We start from the raw sequence: 15,219 nt of genomic DNA on the forward strand, positions 1-15,219 counted from the left end.
ACCCCACGAAAACGAAGCGGTCGCGCTTGAGCCAGTCGTCGAGGACGTCGAACCATCCACGCGTGGCCGGTGCACGCCCTAGGGCGATCGTCATGGGTGAAAGCGGTGCGGATGACCCGCAGGGCTGTGGGTTACCGGGGGATGGTAACAACGTTGATCCGCCTCCCGCGCCGGGCGACATGGGCTGAAACTGACGCCTCCGGCACGCTTCGCGGCAGGATGGCGGCCCATCGCCCCCTCTGACCGCATGGCTTCGCCCGGCGTCGCTTCCCCTTCGGCCGACGAGCAGGTGCTGGAGCAGCCGGTGCTCGGCTCCCGGCGTCTCTCCAACCTGCTGGTGGCTGCGGCCGTGACCATCGGTGGCATCGGCTTCGTGCTCACCAGCGCCTCCAGCCGGTTCGGCCGTGACCTGCTGCCCATCGGCCACCCCGCTGCCCTGGTCTGGGTGCCGCAGGGGCTGGTGATGGGGCTCTACGGCGTGGCGGCGCTGCTGCTGGCCACCTACCTGTGGCTCGTGATCAGCATCGATGTGGGCTCTGGCCTCAACCGTTTCGATCGGAAGGCCGGCGAGGCTCGCATCAGCCGCCGCGGCTTCCGCCAGCTGATCGAGGTGGTGATCCCCCTGCGGGAGATCCAGGCGGTGAAGGTGGAGGTGCGGGACGGCCTCAGTCCCCAGCGACGGCTGGCCCTGCGGGTGCAGGGCCGAAGGGACATGCCCCTGACCCGGGTGGGTGAGCCGATGCCCCTGGCGGATCTGGAGCTGGCCGGTGCCCGCCTGGCCCGTTTCCTGGGCGTCCCCCTGGAGGGCATCTGACGATGCGGTCCGCCACGAAAGCCGCCGGCCTCGGCTGGCGCCTGCTGCTTCTGGTGCTGCTGGGCCTGACGCCCCTCGGCCTGGCGGCCTGCGCCGCCGACACCGGCAACCGACCCATGGGCTGCGAAGCGGCCACCACCCCCTGCCTCAAGGGCACGGCCGTGGTGGCGATGGAGACCAGCAAGGGGCCGGTGGAGCTGACCCTCGATGGGGCGGCGGCCCCGCTCACGGCCGGAAACTTCGTTGATCTCGTCCGCCGCGGGGTCTACAACGGCACGGTTTTCCACCGGGTGGTGAAGGAGCCGGTCCCGTTCGTGGTCCAGGGCGGTGACCCCAGCAGCGCCGATCCCAAGGTGCCCGCCAGCGACTACGGCTCGGGCGGCTTCGTCGACCCAGCCAGTGGCGAGTCCCGGCGCATTCCCCTGGAGCTCAAGCTCGACGGCGAGCAGGAACCCCGCTACGGGGAGGAGATCACCTCACCGACCGTCACCCGCCAGCTGGCCCTCAGCCACGAGCGCGGCGCCGTGGCCATGGCCCGCTCGAACGATCCCAATTCGGCCAGCGCCCAGTTCTACGTGGCCCTGCAGGCCTTGCCCGAGCTGGACGGCCGCTACGCGGTGTTCGGCCGGGTCAGCAAGGGGATGGACGTGATCGACCGGATCCAGCAGGGGGACAAGCTGATCAGGGCCCGGGTGATCGAAGGCGGCACCCTGGTCCAGAACAAGAAGCCCTGAGCTCGCCTGCGGCGGAACCGGCCTGCCCTCAGGCCGGGACCCGCTTGTCGGAGACGGTGGCCTTGAGCAGCTCGGTGTTCACCCCCGAGGCCCGCTCCAGGGCCACCTTGCCCGTGCGGGCGATCTCGAGGATGCCGTAGGTCTCGAGCAGGCGCTCCAGAGCCACCAGCTTGCCCGGATCCCCCACCACCTCGAGGGTGAGGGCATCGTCGGCCACATCCACCACCTTGGCCCGGAACACCTGCACCAGATCGAAGATGGCGCCGCGGTTCTCGGCCGGTGCCGCCACCTTCAGCAGCATCAGCTCCCGCTCCACGGCGGGAATGGTGGAGAGGTCAATGACGCCGAGCACGTTGATCAGCTTGTTGAGCTGCTTGGTCATCTGCTCGAGGGTGCGGTCGTCCCCTTCCACCACCATCGTCAGCCGGGACATGCCGCGGTGCTCGGCCGGCCCCACCGCCAGGCTCTCGATGTTGAAGCCCCGCCGGGCGAACAGACCGGAGATGCGGCTGAGGGCCCCCGATTCGTCTTCCACCAGCACCGAGAGGGTGTGCTTCATGTCGGGGTCGGGAGCGGAGTGCTGCGGGGGACCGGAACGGCGACCGGAATGGTCCTCCCAAAACTACGCGCCGGGGTGAGCCCTGGAGTCAGCCGTTCCCCAGGCGTTCCAGCCACGGCAGCACCGCGCCGTGGAAGGCGTCGGGGGTCTCGTCGTGGGGACAGTGGCCGCACTGGGCGATCACGTGCAGGACGAGGTCGCTGCGCAGGCCGAGGCATTGCCGGGCCACCTCCACAGGCACCAGCCGGTCCTGGCCCCCCCAGATCAGCAGGGTGGGCCGCCCCGGCCGCTGCAGCAGCGAGACGGCCGTGGCCCGATGCGGCCGCAGGGCCATGCCGATGCTCATCGCCCGCAGGGCCCGCACCGCGCCGGGCCGCCTGGCGGGGCGGGCGATCACCCGCCGCAGCTCCTGGTCACCGATCACCGGGTGGTGGTAGGCCGACTGGATGCCCAGGTCGAGCAACGGGGAATGGGCCAGCAGGGGCACCGCCAGCTCCAGGGGAAGCAGCCGCAGCAGCAGCTGGATCCCCCGCCGCTTCAGGCGCCGCCGCCAGGGCCGGCGCCGGGGCGGGCGCCGCTGGGCCATCAGCAGGCTGGGGTCGGGGAGGGGGGCCGCCACCACGGCCCTCACCCAGGTGGGGGAGAACACGCTGCAGGTGAGGGCCACCAGGCCGCCGAGGGAGTGGCCCACCAGCACCGCCGGCCCGCCGACCACCTCCGCCAGGAACGCCTGCACCTGGCGGGACCAGAGGCGGTTGTCCAGGGCCTGATGGCGGTGCGTCCCCGGCTGGCTGGAGGCGCCGAAGCCGATCAGGTCGAGCCCGTAGACGCACCACCCCGCCGCCGCCAGGGCACCGGCATTGCGGCGCCAGTGGCCGCTGCCGGCCCCGAAACCGTGCAGCAGCACCACGGCCGGCCGCCCGCTGTCCCCAAGGCGGCGCCAGTGGCAGCCGTGGCCCTTCCAGTGCCAGAGGGCGTGCTCCCCCCAGTCGGCCCCCTCCGGCGCCGGGCCCTCCCCGGAGGCAGGCTGGGGGTCGGCGGACGACACCGATGGCTGCGGCAAGGATCCGGACGTGAGCGGACCTGATCACTATTGCGAAGGGGCGGCCGTGCTGGAGACCGGTGACGGATTCTTCCGGCCCGCCTCCCGGCCGGCCAGGGACTTCGGCGTGCTGCTGGTCCGGAGCCTGGCCGTCGGGGCGGCGGGCGGGCCCGTGCGGGTGCTCGACGGCATGGCGGGCTGCGGCATCCGGGCCCTCCGCTATGGCCTCGAAGGGGGCGCCACGGCGGTGTGGGCCAACGACGCCGACCCCGACCGGCTGCCGCTGCTGGAGCGGAATCTCGCCGGCCTGCCGGCGGCGGTGGAAAGGCAGGTGGGTGCCGCCACGGCCCAGCAGCTGCTGGCGGGCTGCCTGGTCGAGGGGCGCCGCTTCGAGCTGGTGGATCTCGACGCCTTCGGCTGTCCCGCCGACCTGGTTCCCCTGGCCCTCGAGGCGGTGGCCTTCGGCGGGGTGCTCTACCTGGCCAGCACCGATGGACGTTCGGCCACGGGCCACGATCGCCGGGCCGCGCTGCGCCGTTTCGGCGCCGCCGCCCGGGCCCACCCCGCCAGCTGGGAGATCGCCCTGCGCCTGCAGCTGGGGCTGCTGGCCCGCAGCGCCTGGGCGATGGGCCGCGGCATCACCCCCCTGCTCAGCTTCAGTGAAGGACGGGCCTTCCGCACCGCCCTGCGGCTGGAACGCCACCCCGCCCGCGGCGAGGAGGGGCACCTGGGCCTGGTGGCCCACTGCCACGGCTGCGGGGACCAGCAGGTGCAGAGCCTGGGACGGCTGGGGCGGTGGCGGCCCTGCGACTGCCCCGGGGCGCCATCCGGTGAGGCCCCGCCCCTGGCGGTGAGCGGCCCCCTCTGGATCGGCCCCCTCCAGGATCCCGCCACGCTCACGACCATGCTCCAGGAGGCCGAGGCCGGCGGTGCCCACCTCGATCGCCCGGGCCGGCGGCTGCTGGAGCGGCTCCGGGCCGATCCGGCCTCCACGCCCCGCTGCTGGCCCGTGGACGCCATTGCCCGCCGGCTGGGCCAGGGCCCCCCGCCGCTGGCCGACCTGGTGGCGGCCCTGTCGGCGCAGGGGTTCGCCACCGCCGCCAGCGGCGTGATGGCCGCCCAGCTGCGCAGTGAGGCCCCCTGGCCGGTGATCGTGGCCGCGGCCCGGGGCCTGGTGGCCGCGACGGCTGCTAGATAGGTATCCCGTTCCCCCCTGTCCGGGCCATGGCCTCTGAAATCTTCGGCACCGCCGCCATCTTCTGGGTGCTGATCCCCGTCGGCCTGGCGGGCGGCGCCCTGCTGCTCAAGCTCCTGAACGACTGAAGTCCCGGATCGCGCCGGCGCCGGACGCACCACTAGGCTCAGCCCGCTTCCTTTGCTGGGGTCCATGAAGGTTCTTGTCATCGGCGGAACAGGAACCCTCGGTCGCCAGATCGCCCGTCGCGCCCTTGACGCGGGCCATGTCGTGCGCTGCGTGGTGCGATCGCCGCGCAAGGCCGCCTTTCTCCAGGAATGGGGCTGCGACCTCACCCGCGGTGACCTGCTGGAGCCCGACAGCCTCGATTACGCCCTCGAGGGCCAGGAGGCGGTGATCGACGCCGCCACGGCCCGGGCCACCGACGGCGGCAGTGCCTACGACATCGACTGGGCCGGCAAGCAGAACCTGTTCGCGGCCTGTGGCCGGGCCGGTCTGCGCCGGCTGGTGTTCGTCTCCCTGCTCGATGCGGCCCGCCACCGCAGCGTGCCGCTGATGGACATCAAGGCCTGCACGGAGGACTGGCTCGAGGCCTCCGACCTCGACTACACGATCCTGCGCTGCGTCGCCTTCATGCAGGGCCTGATCAGCCAGTTCGCCATCCCGGTGCTGGAGAGCCAGACCGTCTGGGTGAGCGGGGCCCCGACCCCGATCGCCTACATGAACACCCAGGATGTGGCGCGCTTCGCCGTGGCCGCCCTGGAGCGTCCGGAGACGGTCCGGCAGGCGTTCCCCGTCGTCGGTCCCCGGGCCTGGACCACCGGGGAGATCACCCAGCTCTGCGAGCGCTACAGCGGCCGCGAGGCCCGGGTGTTCCGGGTACCACCGGTTCTGCTGCAGCTGATGCAGGCGATCACGGGATTCTTCGAAGCCAGCCTGAACGTGGCCGAGCGCCTCGCCTTCGCCGAGGTGGTGGGGGGAGGCGAGCCCCTCACCGCGCCGATGGAGGCCAGCTATGCCGCCTTCGGCCTCGATGAGGCCGAGACCACCCGCCTGGAGGACTACCTCAAGGAGTACTACGACACGATCCTGCGGCGCCTGCGGGAGATGGAGTCGGACCTCGACAAGGAAGCCAAGAAGAAGCTGCCGTTCTGAGCGGCCCGGCCCGCCAGTTCGTGTGTACTATTGCAGCGTTTGGCGGCGGCCATGGCGATTTCCCAGATCAAGAACCTGCAGCGGCGTCTGGCCAACCTGGAGGAGGAGGCGATCGCCGAACTGACGCGCGCCTGCGGCCATGAGCTCTGGGCCTCCCTGGGCTTCGATGCCTTCGACACCCTCGAGGATCCCGACCGCCGTGCCCGGGCCAACTACTACTACGGCCAGCTGCAGACCGTCAGGGAGCTGAAGGACGCCCTGACGGTCTGAGCAGCGCCACCAGCCGTTGCCGCTCCCCGGGGCTCACCTCCCGCCAGGCCCCAGGGGCCAGCCCGGCCAGATCCAGCGGCGGGCCCCCATCCATCAGGTCGATCGCCGTGCGCAGCAGGCGCAGGGTGGGCAGGCCCACCGCCGCGGTCATGCGCCGCACCTGCCGGTTGCGCCCCTCCCTCAGCTCCACCTCCAGCCAGGCCGTCGGCACCCGCAGGCGGTGCCGGATCGGCGGATCCCTCTCCGGCAGAGTTGGGTCCTCCACCGCCCTGGCCCGGGCCGGCAGGGTGCGGCGTCCCTTCACCATCACCCCCCGGCGGAGGCTGTTGAGGGCCGCTTCGGTGATGATTCCCTCCACCTGCACCAGATAGCGGCGCCAGTGTCCCCAGGCCGGATCGGTGAGCCTGGCCTGGAGACGGCCATCGTCGGTGAGTACCAGCAGTCCCTCGCTGTCCGCATCCAGCCGGCCGGCGGCGTAGACGCCGGGGCGATCGATGTGGTCCGCCAGGGTGCTCCAGGCGCTGCCGGGTTCGGGCCGGAACTGGCTGAGCACCCCGTAGGGCTTGTGGAAGAGCAGGGTGGTGCTCACCGCCTCCGCAGTCAGGAGCTTTCCCTGGCCCGCCAGAGGTTGACCACGCCGATCGAGATCAGCAGCAGGCCCAGATCCATCGCGATGGGGGGAAGGATCATGGGGGTCTGGAGGTGGGCGGCCGGTCGACCCTATCGCTCCGCACCCGGCCTGCGTGTGGCGGGGGGCGACCCGGCGTCGGGGCTGGCGCCGGGAGGTGGGTCACGCTAGGCGCCTAAGCTGGTGGACTGTTGTTGTCCTTACGCCAGCCTTCCCGCATGATCGAAACGTCCGGTGTGATCGAAAAGGAGCAGGGCAACGGGTTCTACCTCGTCACCCTTGAGCAGCCTGCCGGTCACCAGTGCCTCTGCCGGGCGGCGGGCAAGCTCACCAAGTTCCGCATCAAGCTTCTGGCCGGCGACAAGGTGCTGGTCGAGATCAGCCCCTACGACCTGACCCGGGGGCGCATCACCTACCGGGAACGCAATGCCGGCGCCACCGGCCCCCGGCCCGGCGGCAACCGCCCGGGCGGTCCCCGGCGCCGCTGAGCCCGGCCCGGCCAGCCAGCTCCCCGCCCCCAGAACTTCGGAGACGTTCAATCTCCGGAGACCTCAGATCTCCAGCAGTCCGTCGGTTTCCGGTCGGCGATCCAGGTGCAGGTCCCTGGGCACCATCAGCACGTTGGCCTGCAGCAGTTCGGGGTGGTCCTCAAGGGTGAGGAGCCACTCACGGAATTCCTCGTTGATGGCGTAGCTGTCCTCGAACAGCTCACGGCCGTCCAGGGCGGCCCGCCGGGCCAGGGCCCAGCAGACGGCCACGGTCACACGTCGATGCACGGCCGCATCGAGGGGGGTATCGGAAAAACCGTCGTGATCGCTGGCGTCGTCTCTTGGCCTGTCCATCGGGGTGATCTCGGTGGATGTCCTGTGGTGCCCACGTTGGCGGCTGGTGGGCGCAACGACGGTGTTGGTTGTCACATCGTTGCAGGAAAAGCGCCTGCAACAAGCCAATCAAAGCCAAAAATTAAGCCGATGGGCGACTTCAGGCCGACCGGCGCCCGATGTTCGGCAGCACGGGGCCGCTGACGCTGATCATCCGCCCGGCGTCGTCCGCCAGGGCCTGCAGGGGCAGGCGCTCGCCACTGCCCGGTGAGCTGCCCCCGGCGGCGGCCGTCTCCGGCGGGCGCGGGCGGATCACGTAGGGCTCGCTCACGGTCCAGCCCCGGGCGTAGCCGATCAGCAGCGGATCGGCCGGTGCGAACACGTAGGACGGTCGCCGTGGGATGGATTCCTGACCGGAGCGATCCCCGTCCATGCGCACGGCCCTGGTGATCGCCTGCACGAAGCGGCTGCGGGTGACCACGGTGGTGAGGTAGGCCACCACCCGCAGCCGCGGCGCGTCGAAGCCTTCGGCGCACATGTCGATGCTCACCAGCCAGTCGGCGTCTCCGGCCTGGAAGGCCGCCAGGTGGCGGGCGGCCTCCGGATCCTGGGAGTGCACCAGGTGCACCCGGTCCCCCTCCTGGGCCAGCAGGTCGGCGATGGCGCCGGCGTGGCCGATGTCGCGGGCCACCACCAGCCCGCCCGCCCCCGGATGCTCCAGCCGCACCCGCTCCAGGCGGCGGCGGGCCTGGAGCAGCAGCCGCAGGGCGATCCCGCCCCGATCCCCCGGCCGGATGGCCCGACGCAGGTTGCGGGCCCGCCAGCTCTCCCGCTGCTCCGCCGACAGGGGGGAGGTCTCGCGCTCTCGGCCATCCTCCGGACGCCCGTGTTCCACCCAGCCGTCCTGGAAGCGGAATTCCAGGGGTCGCACGTCACCGGCGGCGATCAGGGCCCGGGGCTCGACGCAGAGGTCCGGGATGATCCGCTCGGCCGGCCCGTCCTGGTCGTGCATCCGGATCCGGCGGGCGGCACAGAAGCCCAGGTTGTCGGCGCGGAAGGGGGTGCCGGTCAGCCCCAGCCGCAGCCGGGCGCCGCCGCTGAGGCTGCCGAAGGCATGGCCCCAGGCCGTTGCCTCCGGTTCCAGGGGATCGACGCCCAGGTGATGCACCTCGTCGGCGATCGCCAGCCAGGGCCGGCCCGCCAGCAGGCCGCCCAGCTCCTGCTCCAGGCGCAGGCGGTGCAGGGCCGCCGCCTGGTAGCTGAGCAGCAGGCCCTGGCCGGCGGGGGACGGGGGGGCTCCCCCCGGGGCGTCCCATTCCCGCAGGTCCAGGCCGAGGCGGGCGGCGGCGTTGACCCACTGGCGGCCAATGGCGCTGCGGTGGCAGAAGACCACGAACCGCTCCAGCCGCCCTTCCCGCTGCAGCTGCCGGAAGGCGAGCAGGGCCCCCAGGGTCTTGCCGGCACCGGGACCGGCGTGGAGCAGCACGTCCTGGCCGCCGGGGCTCGCCGCCACCAGCCGGGCCCGGAGCAGCTGGATCAGGCGCCGCTGCCAGGCCCGCGGTTCGGGGCCGCCGGCCGCCGGCGAGGTGCCGGGAGCCCCGGCCTGGCGGCGCAGACCCAGATCGAAGGACGGTGGCGCCATCCATCGATTCTGCTGGGCCGTCCAGGGCCGGGTGGGCGTGTCCGCACATTGGCTGACGGTTGCTTGCCGTCAGCGGCGGGTCTGTCTATCGCGGAAGAAGTGTGGGTGGCCTCGCGTTGGTCAAATTGCTGATTCCCAGGGAGACGGCTCCCGGTGAGCGGAGGGTCGCCGCGACCCCCGAAACGGTCAGGCGGCTGGTGGCCAAGGGGGCGACCCTGCAGGTGGAGCGGGGGGCGGGCCAGGCGGCCGGCTTCCTCGACGCCGACTACGCCGCCGTGGGTGCCGACCTGTGGGACGGGGAGGCCAGGGACTGGGAGATGGCCGACGCCGTGCTCTGTGTCCAGCCCCCGCGTCCGGAGGCGCTGGCCCGCCTCCAGGCCGGGGCCCTGCTGGTGGGGCTGCTGGCCCCCTACGGCGCCACGGCTCTGGTCGACACCCTCAACGACCGGCGGGCCTCCGCCATCGCCCTCGAGCTGCTGCCCCGGATCACCCGGGCCCAGTCGATGGATGTGCTCTCCTCCCAGGCCAACATCGCCGGCTACAAGGCGGTGCTGCTGGCGGCGGCCGCCCTCGATCGCTACGTGCCGATGCTGATGACGGCGGCGGGCACGATCCAGCCCTCCCGGGTGCTGATCCTGGGGGCCGGCGTCGCCGGCCTGCAGGCCCTGGCCACCGCCCGCCGCCTCGGGGGCGTGGTCTACGTCTCGGACGTGCGGCCGGCGGTGAAGGAGCAGGTGGAATCTCTCGGCGGGCGCTTCATCGACCCACCCGAACTGGAGGAGGCCCCGGCCGAGGTGGGGGGCTACGCCCGCCAGGCCAGCGAGGCCTTCCTGGCGGCCCAGCGCCAGCAGCTGGCCGACCAGCTGGCCCTGGCCGACATGGTCATCTGCACGGCCCTGGTGCCCGGCCGGCCGGCGCCGCGCCTGATCAGCGAGGCGATGCTCGACGGCATGCGGCCAGGCGCGGTGGTGGTCGATCTGGCCGTGGCCCAGGGCGGTAACTGCTTCGGCACGATCCCAGGGGCCACGGTGGAGCGCCGGGGCGTGCTGCTGATCGGGGCCGACGGCCTGCCCAGCACCGTCCCCAACCACGCCAGCGCCCTCTACGCCCGCAACATCGCCGCCCTCATCGAGCACGTGCTCGGGGAGGACGGCTTCCGGCTGGATCCGGAGGATCCGATCCTCGACGGCTGCCTCTTCACCCACGCCGGTGTCTGCCGCCGGGACGACATCGTCCAGCCCGCCGGCCTGTCCCCCATCGGAGCCCGTTCATGAGCCTTCTGACGCAGTCCCTCTGGGTGCTCCTGCTGGGCAGCCTGCTGGGGCTGGAGCTGATCGGCAAGGTGCCACCCACCCTGCACACCCCGCTGATGTCGGGGGCCAACGCCATCAGCGGCATCACCGTGCTGGCCTCCCTCACCCTCATCCAGCAGGCCGGGGACAACACGGCCCTGCTGGTGATCGGAGCCCTCTCCCTGGGCTTCGCCCTCTACAACGTGATCGGCGGCTTCCTCGTCACCGATCGCATGCTCGCCATGTTCCGCCGCAAGGGCGACAGCCGATGACTTTCTCCATGGATGCTTTCGCCGCCGGCATCGATCTGGCGGCCGTTCTCCTGCTCGCCCTCGGCATCAAGGGTCTCTCGAAGGTGAGCTCGGCGCGCGGGGCCAACGGCCTGGCCGCCCTGGCCATGGGGCTGGCCGTGGTCGGCCTGCTGATCCAGATCCGCCCCGATCCGATCGCCTGGCTCTGGATCGCCGCCGGCAGCGCCGCCGGAGGCCTGGCCGGCCTGTTCACCGCCCGCCGGGTGCCGATGACCGCCATGCCGGAAACGGTGGCCCTGTTCAACGGCTGCGGCGGCATGGCCTCCCTGCTGGTGGCCATGGGGGTGGCCATCTTCGACACCGGTGACGCCGACATCGTCGCCCTGGTGTCGATCGCCGTGTCCGTGTTCGTCGGTGCCATCACCTTCAGCGGCTCGATCGTGGCCATGGCCAAGCTCCAGGGTTGGCTGGACACCCCCGGCTGGACCCAGAGCCGCCTGCGCCACGGCGTCAACATCTCCCTGGCGGTGCTCTGCCTGGTGTCGGCCCTGCTGCTGCCCGGCGATCCCGGCGGCCTGCCCCTGTGGCTGCTGATCGGCGGCTCCACCCTGCTGGGCATCGGCGTCACCCTGCCCATCGGCGGGGCCGACATGCCGGTGGTCATCTCCCTGCTCAACTCCTATTCCGGGGTGGCGGCGGCGGCGGCCGGCTTCGTGGTGGGCAGCCAGCTGCTGATCGTGGCCGGCGCCATGGTCGGGGCGGCGGGCCTGATCCTCACCCAGGTGATGTGCACCGCCATGAACCGCTCCCTGGTGTCGGTGCTCTTCGGCGGTGCCCTCGGGGCCAGCGCCGGGGCCGTGGGCGGCGGCGGCAGCGAGGCGGGCTACACCCGCATCACCAGCTGCAGCGCCGAGGAATGCGCCATGGCCCTGGAGCAGGCCGAGCGGGTGGTGTTCGTGCCGGGCTACGGCCTGGCCGTGGCCCAGGCCCAGCATTCCCTGCGGGAGCTGGCCAAGCTGCTCGAGAGCCATGGGGTGGAGGTGAGCTACGCCATCCATCCGGTGGCAGGACGCATGCCCGGCCACATGAACGTGCTGCTGGCCGAGGCCGACGTGCCCTACGAGCAGCTGCTGGAGATGGATCTGGTCAACCCCGAGTTCCCGCGCACCGACGTGGTGATCGTGCTGGGGGCCAACGACGTGGTGAATCCCCAGGCCAAGAACGACCCCACCAGCCCCCTGTACGGCATGCCCGTGCTGGAGGTGGACCAGGCCCGCCAGGTGTTCGTGGTCAAGCGCAGCCTCGGTGCGGGCTATGCGGGCATCAACAACGCCCTGTTCGAGATGCCCCAGACCGCCATGGTGTTCGGGGATGCCAAGGCGGTGCTCAACGGCCTGCTCAGCGAGCTCCGCTCCATGGGCGTGGGCAAGGTGAAGGTGGCGGCCTGAGGGTGGGGCCCCGGTCGTGTCCCAGCTCCCGGACCACCTCGGCCTGAGCCCCTTCCGCCAGCGCTCCCCCTGGATCGGGGGGGATCTGCAGACCCTGCGGGACACCCTGCGTCCCCAGCGCTTCCCCCCCGATCGGGCCGAACCGCTGACCATCCCCCTGGCCGATGGCGGCCAGCTGCTGGGGCTGCTGGACCGCCCCTCCGGCGCCGCGCCGGCCGCCCTGGTGCTGGTGATGCACGGGCTGGGGGGCTCCAGTGACGGCCCCGGCCCCCGCCGGCTGGCCCTGGCCCTGGTGGCCGAGGGGTTCGCCGTGCTGCGGCTCAACCTGCGGGGGGCCGGGCGGGGCCGGCCGCTCGCCCGGGGCACCTACTGCGCCTGCTGCAACGAGGATCTGCGCCCCGCCGTGGCCCTGGCCCGGCAGCTCGCCGCCGGCCGGCCTCTGTTCGGCGCCGGCATCTCCCTGGGCGGCACGGTGCTGCTCAACGGCAGCCTGGCCGGGCTGGCCTTCGATGGCCTGGTCTGTGTCAGCAGCCCGCTGGAGCTCCATGTCTGCGCCGTCCAGTTCGAGCGCCGCCGCAACCGGGTGTACCAGCGCTGGCTGATGCAGCGCCTGCGGGAGCAGACCCTGGCCGATCCGGGCGGGCTGAAGGAGGCTGAACGCCGGGCGCTGGCGGGACCCGGCCGGGCCCGGACGATCCGGGCCTTCGATGCGGCCATCACCGCCCCGCGCTGGGGTTTCGGCTCGGTGGCCGCCTACTACGACGCCGCCAGCCCCCTGGCGCCCCTGATCGCGGGCCGGCCCCTGCCCCCCACCCTGCTGCTCCATGCCGGCGACGACCCCTGGGTGCCGGCCAGTCCGCTGCGCCAGCTGGCGGCCGCGCTGTCCGGCCGCGCCGGCGCCGGCGCAGCACCGGTTCCCACGGTGGTGATCACGCCCCATGGCGGCCACAACGGCTTCCATGCCCCCGGCGACGGACCGGCCTGCTGGGCCGATCGCCTGGCGGTGAGCTGGCTGAAGCGCCTCAGTCAGGCGGAAGGGGACGGCTGAAGGGGGTGCGCCGCACGATCCACTCCTCGATCGGCACCCCGCCGATGACGTGCTCGTGGACGATGCGCTCGATCCGCTCGGGGGTGACACCCCCGTAGGTGAGGCCTTCCGGCCATATGAGCAGCACCGGGCCCTCGCAACAGACGCGCAGGCAGTCGGCCTTGGTGCGGAGCACCACCCCCTGGGGACGGCCGGGGTCCTCCAGGCCCAGGTCCCGCACCAGCTGCTTGAGGCGGTTCCAGCTGGCCGCACCGACGGCCGGATCGCCGCAGAGCGCCTTGGTGGGGGTGGCGCAGAGCAGCAGGTGGTGCTGGACCCCGCTCACGCCGGCAGGGCCGGCGCCGGGTGGCTGCGGTGCGCGGCGGCGGCTTCGCGGGTGGCCTGGCGGGCCCAGCCGTCCACCGCCAGCACGTCGTCGAGGGAAGGGGTGCCGTGGTGATCGGCGCGGTGGCGGTCGCAGACCCGCTCGATCAGCTCGGGGATGGCCAGGAAGGGGATCGCCTCCTCCAGGAACAGGGCCACCGCCTGCTCGTTGGCGGCGTTGAGCACCGCCGGCATGGTGCCTCCGGCCCGGCCGGCGGCGTAGGCCAGCGCCATGCAGGGGTATTTCTCCCGGTCGGGGGCGCGGAAGGTGAGCTGGCCCACGGCGGTGAGATCGAGCCGCCGCCAGGGGGTTTCCAGCCGTTCCGGCCAGCTGAGGCAGTAGAGCAGGGGCAGCTTCATGTCGGGCCAGCCCAGCTGGGCCAGCACCGAGGAATCGGCCAGCTCCACCATCGAGTGGATGATGCTCTGGGGGTGGATGACGATCTCGATGTGGTCGTAGTCGAGGCCGAACAGGTAGTGGGCCTCGATCACCTCCAGCCCCTTGTTCATCAAGGTGGCCGAATCCACCGTGATCTTGCGGCCCATGCTCCAGTTGGGGTGGCTGGTGGCGTCGGCCACCGTGGCCTTGGCCAGATCGGCGGCGGGCCAGTCGCGGAAGGCGCCGCCGGAGGCGGTGAGCTGGATCCGCCGCAGACCCGGGGTCGGCACGCCGGTGGAGAGGCGGGCGGTGTCCGCCCAGGGGGTGCCCTGCAGGCACTGGAACAGGGCTGAATGCTCCGAGTCGGCGGGCAGCAGCCGGCTGCCGCTGCGCTGCAGTTCGGGCAGCACCACCGGGCCGGCGGCGATCAGGGTTTCCTTGTTGGCCAGGGCCAGGTCCTTGCCGGCGCGGATCGCGGCCAGGGTGGGCAGCAGCCCGGCGCAGCCGACGATGCCTGTGACCACCAGATCGGCGCTGGCCCAGGCCGCCGCGGCACAGAGGCCGTCGGAGCCCCCCAGCAGCTCGGGCAGACGGGCGGGACGCCGGGCCGGTTCGAGGTCCGCCAGGCGGCCCGCCAGTTCGCCGAGCCGGCCGGCATCGGCCAGGGCCACCACCTCAGGCGCGTGGCGCAGGATCTGCTCCACCAGCAGATCCAGGTTGTTGCCGGCGGTGAGGGCCACCACCTTGAAGCGGTCGGGGAACTCCTCGGCGATCTCCAGGGTCTGGGTGCCGATCGATCCGGTGGAGCCCAGAACGCTGATGGCCTTCACGCGCGGCTCCCCCATCGGGTTCGTGGCCTCCCAGTGTCCCATCCCCGGCCGCCGTCCCCGCTGGCTTAACTGGGGCCACACCGATCCCTTCCCATGTCGTGGCTGCAGCGCTGGAACTTCATCGAGCGGGCCCGGATCGAGCGCCAGCTCTGGGAAGCCTTCGAGCGCCGTGAGGACCTGGAGGCGCTGGTGGAGGACTGCCGCCGGGCGGTGGCGGCGGGCGACGGGGAGCGGGCCTTCCAGCTGGAGGTGTGGCAGACCACCCTGCAGCGGATCCGCAAGATCGAAACCCTGATGGCGGGCAAGCAGCCTGAGTGACGGCCGAGGGGTGCAGGGCGTCCCGGCGGCGTTCAGCCGGGCGTGTCGCAGGGGGCTCCGTTCCGGGTCCCGTTCCGCTGCCAGGCCTGCTGCACCAGGGGCCACACCGCATCGGGCGGCAGGCCGTCCATGCAGGCGTGACGCTCCAGCGGGCAGGCGGGGTTCTCGAAGCGCACCTGGAGGCAGCCGCCGCAGCGCTGCCGGCTGCGGCTGACCCAGACGTGGTCGGCCCGGGGGGCCCAGAGATCCCGGGGGCTGGCACCGATGCCGTCGGCGTCGGTGCCGAACAGGGCCACCGTGGGGCAGCCGGCGGCGGCGGCCAGGTGCAGCGGGCCGGAATCCACGGCGATGCAGAGCCGGCTGCGGGCCAGGGCCCCCNACCAGCGCCGGCAGGCTGAGGCGCCCGCGCAGATCCCGCACCCCGGTGCGG

At 72.5% G+C, this 15,219-nt stretch carries 20 protein-coding genes and 1 pseudogene; 12 read left to right on the top strand and 9 right to left on the bottom strand.

Going from position 1 to position 15,219, the window contains the following annotated elements:
* Positions 1-151: pseudogene (locus CJZ86_RS17670) on the bottom strand (photosystem II D2 protein (photosystem q(a) protein)); the annotation flags it as partial.
* Positions 152-247: 96 nt separating this feature from the next.
* On the opposite strand from CJZ86_RS17670, the gene CJZ86_RS00005 reads away from it, so the two are divergent.
* Complete coding sequence (locus CJZ86_RS00005) at positions 248-814, top strand: photosystem I assembly protein Ycf4 (protein WP_094583926.1); 567 nt, start codon at positions 248-250, stop codon at positions 812-814.
* A gap of 2 nt (positions 815-816) precedes the next feature.
* On the top strand, positions 817-1,548 hold the full coding sequence (locus CJZ86_RS00010) for a peptidylprolyl isomerase (RefSeq protein WP_094583927.1): 732 nt from the start codon (positions 817-819) through the stop codon (positions 1,546-1,548).
* 28 nt (positions 1,549-1,576) lie between these two features.
* Here CJZ86_RS00010 and ilvN read toward each other — a convergent pair whose 3' ends face one another.
* Together ilvN and CJZ86_RS00020 are read right to left on the bottom strand one after the other, a co-directional pair.
* Positions 1,577-2,107: an acetolactate synthase small subunit gene (ilvN, locus tag CJZ86_RS00015; protein ID WP_094583928.1), complete on the bottom strand. Its 531-nt coding sequence runs from the start codon at positions 2,105-2,107 to the stop codon at positions 1,577-1,579.
* Positions 2,108-2,195: 88 nt separating this feature from the next.
* On the bottom strand, positions 2,196-3,155 hold the full coding sequence (locus CJZ86_RS00020; protein WP_094583929.1) for an alpha/beta fold hydrolase: 960 nt from the start codon (positions 3,153-3,155) through the stop codon (positions 2,196-2,198).
* Between the two features lie 25 nt (positions 3,156-3,180).
* Between CJZ86_RS00020 and CJZ86_RS00025 the strand changes: the two genes are divergently transcribed.
* The 4 genes from CJZ86_RS00025 to CJZ86_RS00040 all read left to right on the top strand — a co-directional run bounded on the left by CJZ86_RS00025 (position 3,181) and on the right by CJZ86_RS00040 (position 5,769).
* A complete protein-coding gene (locus CJZ86_RS00025) occupies positions 3,181-4,347 on the top strand; it encodes a N2,N2-dimethylguanosine tRNA methyltransferase (RefSeq protein WP_233133736.1) in 1,167 nt (388 codons plus the stop codon).
* 26 nt (positions 4,348-4,373) lie between these two features.
* Positions 4,374-4,472: a cytochrome b6-f complex subunit PetM gene (petM, locus tag CJZ86_RS00030; protein WP_015108796.1), complete on the top strand. Its 99-nt coding sequence runs from the start codon at positions 4,374-4,376 to the stop codon at positions 4,470-4,472.
* 64 nt (positions 4,473-4,536) lie between these two features.
* Positions 4,537-5,499 (top strand): NAD(P)H-binding protein, encoded by a 963-nt coding sequence (locus CJZ86_RS00035; RefSeq protein WP_094583930.1) that lies wholly within the window; start codon positions 4,537-4,539, stop codon positions 5,497-5,499.
* 51 nt (positions 5,500-5,550) lie between these two features.
* Positions 5,551-5,769 (top strand): DUF8669 family protein, encoded by a 219-nt coding sequence (locus CJZ86_RS00040; RefSeq protein WP_094583931.1) that lies wholly within the window; start codon positions 5,551-5,553, stop codon positions 5,767-5,769.
* On the opposite strand, the gene CJZ86_RS00045 is transcribed toward CJZ86_RS00040, so the two are convergent.
* Entirely contained in the window at positions 5,738-6,358 is a 621-nt protein-coding gene (locus CJZ86_RS00045; RefSeq protein ID WP_094583932.1) for a pseudouridine synthase, read from the bottom strand. The genes CJZ86_RS00040 and CJZ86_RS00045 overlap by 32 nt on opposite strands.
* A gap of 257 nt (positions 6,359-6,615) precedes the next feature.
* Between CJZ86_RS00045 and infA the strand changes: the two genes are divergently transcribed.
* The gene (infA, locus tag CJZ86_RS00050) at positions 6,616-6,885 is read left to right on the top strand and encodes a translation initiation factor IF-1 (RefSeq protein ID WP_015108791.1); all 270 of its coding nucleotides are present in this window, start codon (positions 6,616-6,618) and stop codon (positions 6,883-6,885) included.
* A gap of 63 nt (positions 6,886-6,948) precedes the next feature.
* On the opposite strand, the gene CJZ86_RS00055 is transcribed toward infA, so the two are convergent.
* Entirely contained in the window at positions 6,949-7,239 is a 291-nt protein-coding gene (locus tag CJZ86_RS00055) for a DUF8673 family protein (protein WP_094583933.1), read from the bottom strand.
* Between the two features lie 139 nt (positions 7,240-7,378).
* Complete coding sequence (locus CJZ86_RS00060) at positions 7,379-8,860, bottom strand: DEAD/DEAH box helicase (RefSeq protein ID WP_198960032.1); 1,482 nt, start codon at positions 8,858-8,860, stop codon at positions 7,379-7,381.
* 116 nt (positions 8,861-8,976) lie between these two features.
* Here CJZ86_RS00060 and CJZ86_RS00065 point away from each other — a divergent pair, with 116 nt between their 5' ends.
* The 4 genes from CJZ86_RS00065 to CJZ86_RS00080 are packed head-to-tail and all read left to right on the top strand — an operon-like array spanning position 8,977 to position 12,899.
* Entirely contained in the window at positions 8,977-10,134 is a 1,158-nt protein-coding gene (locus CJZ86_RS00065; protein ID WP_199297209.1) for an NAD(P) transhydrogenase subunit alpha, read from the top strand.
* Entirely contained in the window at positions 10,131-10,424 is a 294-nt protein-coding gene (locus tag CJZ86_RS00070; RefSeq protein ID WP_015108787.1) for an NAD(P) transhydrogenase subunit alpha part 2, read from the top strand. The genes CJZ86_RS00065 and CJZ86_RS00070 overlap by 4 nt, the downstream gene beginning before the upstream one ends.
* Complete coding sequence (locus tag CJZ86_RS00075; protein WP_198960033.1) at positions 10,421-11,851, top strand: NAD(P)(+) transhydrogenase (Re/Si-specific) subunit beta; 1,431 nt, start codon at positions 10,421-10,423, stop codon at positions 11,849-11,851. Before CJZ86_RS00070 ends, CJZ86_RS00075 begins: the two co-directional genes overlap by 4 nt.
* 16 nt (positions 11,852-11,867) lie before the next feature.
* Positions 11,868-12,899, top strand: a complete 1,032-nt coding sequence (locus tag CJZ86_RS00080; protein WP_094583935.1) for a YheT family hydrolase — start codon at positions 11,868-11,870, stop codon at positions 12,897-12,899.
* Here the strand turns inward: CJZ86_RS00080 and CJZ86_RS00085 are convergent.
* Complete coding sequence (locus CJZ86_RS00085; protein ID WP_094583936.1) at positions 12,874-13,224, bottom strand: (2Fe-2S) ferredoxin domain-containing protein; 351 nt, start codon at positions 13,222-13,224, stop codon at positions 12,874-12,876. The two genes, CJZ86_RS00080 and CJZ86_RS00085, sit on opposite strands and share 26 nt — an antisense overlap.
* A complete protein-coding gene (locus tag CJZ86_RS00090) occupies positions 13,221-14,471 on the bottom strand; it encodes a 1-deoxy-D-xylulose-5-phosphate reductoisomerase (RefSeq protein WP_094584189.1) in 1,251 nt (416 codons plus the stop codon). Before CJZ86_RS00090 ends, CJZ86_RS00085 begins: the two co-directional genes overlap by 4 nt.
* 93 nt (positions 14,472-14,564) lie before the next feature.
* Here CJZ86_RS00090 and CJZ86_RS00095 point away from each other — a divergent pair, with 93 nt between their 5' ends.
* Entirely contained in the window at positions 14,565-14,789 is a 225-nt protein-coding gene (locus tag CJZ86_RS00095) for a hypothetical protein (RefSeq protein ID WP_094583937.1), read from the top strand.
* Positions 14,790-14,821: 32 nt separating this feature from the next.
* Here the strand turns inward: CJZ86_RS00095 and CJZ86_RS00100 are convergent, their stop codons facing one another.
* Complete coding sequence (locus tag CJZ86_RS00100; protein ID WP_158219467.1) at positions 14,822-15,133, bottom strand: glycosyltransferase family 9 protein; 312 nt, start codon at positions 15,131-15,133, stop codon at positions 14,822-14,824.
* Positions 15,134-15,219 lie beyond the last annotated feature (86 nt).

Source organism: Synechococcus sp. BO 8801 (assembly GCF_002252675.1).
In the GTDB taxonomy this organism is placed as follows: Bacteria; Cyanobacteriota; Cyanobacteriia; order PCC-6307; family Cyanobiaceae; genus Cyanobium.

Excerpts from the sequence above, each read along its gene's own strand:
- petM (WP_015108796.1), top strand. The coding sequence starts at position 4,374 with ATGGCCTCTGAAATCTTCGGCACCGCCGCCATCTTCTGGGTGCTGATC.
- CJZ86_RS00060 (WP_198960032.1), bottom strand. The coding sequence starts at position 8,860 with ATGGCGCCACCGTCCTTCGATCTGGGTCTGCGCCGCCAGGCCGGGGCT.
- CJZ86_RS00070 (WP_015108787.1), top strand. The coding sequence starts at position 10,131 with ATGAGCCTTCTGACGCAGTCCCTCTGGGTGCTCCTGCTGGGCAGCCTG.
- ilvN (WP_094583928.1), bottom strand. The coding sequence starts at position 2,107 with ATGAAGCACACCCTCTCGGTGCTGGTGGAAGACGAATCGGGGGCCCTC.
- CJZ86_RS00055 (WP_094583933.1), bottom strand. The coding sequence starts at position 7,239 with ATGGACAGGCCAAGAGACGACGCCAGCGATCACGACGGTTTTTCCGAT.
- CJZ86_RS00095 (WP_094583937.1), top strand. The coding sequence starts at position 14,565 with ATGTCGTGGCTGCAGCGCTGGAACTTCATCGAGCGGGCCCGGATCGAG.
- CJZ86_RS00005 (WP_094583926.1), top strand. The coding sequence starts at position 248 with ATGGCTTCGCCCGGCGTCGCTTCCCCTTCGGCCGACGAGCAGGTGCTG.
- CJZ86_RS00035 (WP_094583930.1), top strand. The coding sequence starts at position 4,537 with ATGAAGGTTCTTGTCATCGGCGGAACAGGAACCCTCGGTCGCCAGATC.
- CJZ86_RS00010 (WP_094583927.1), top strand. The coding sequence starts at position 817 with ATGCGGTCCGCCACGAAAGCCGCCGGCCTCGGCTGGCGCCTGCTGCTT.
- CJZ86_RS00075 (WP_198960033.1), top strand. The coding sequence starts at position 10,421 with ATGACTTTCTCCATGGATGCTTTCGCCGCCGGCATCGATCTGGCGGCC.
- CJZ86_RS00040 (WP_094583931.1), top strand. The coding sequence starts at position 5,551 with ATGGCGATTTCCCAGATCAAGAACCTGCAGCGGCGTCTGGCCAACCTG.
- infA (WP_015108791.1), top strand. The coding sequence starts at position 6,616 with ATGATCGAAACGTCCGGTGTGATCGAAAAGGAGCAGGGCAACGGGTTC.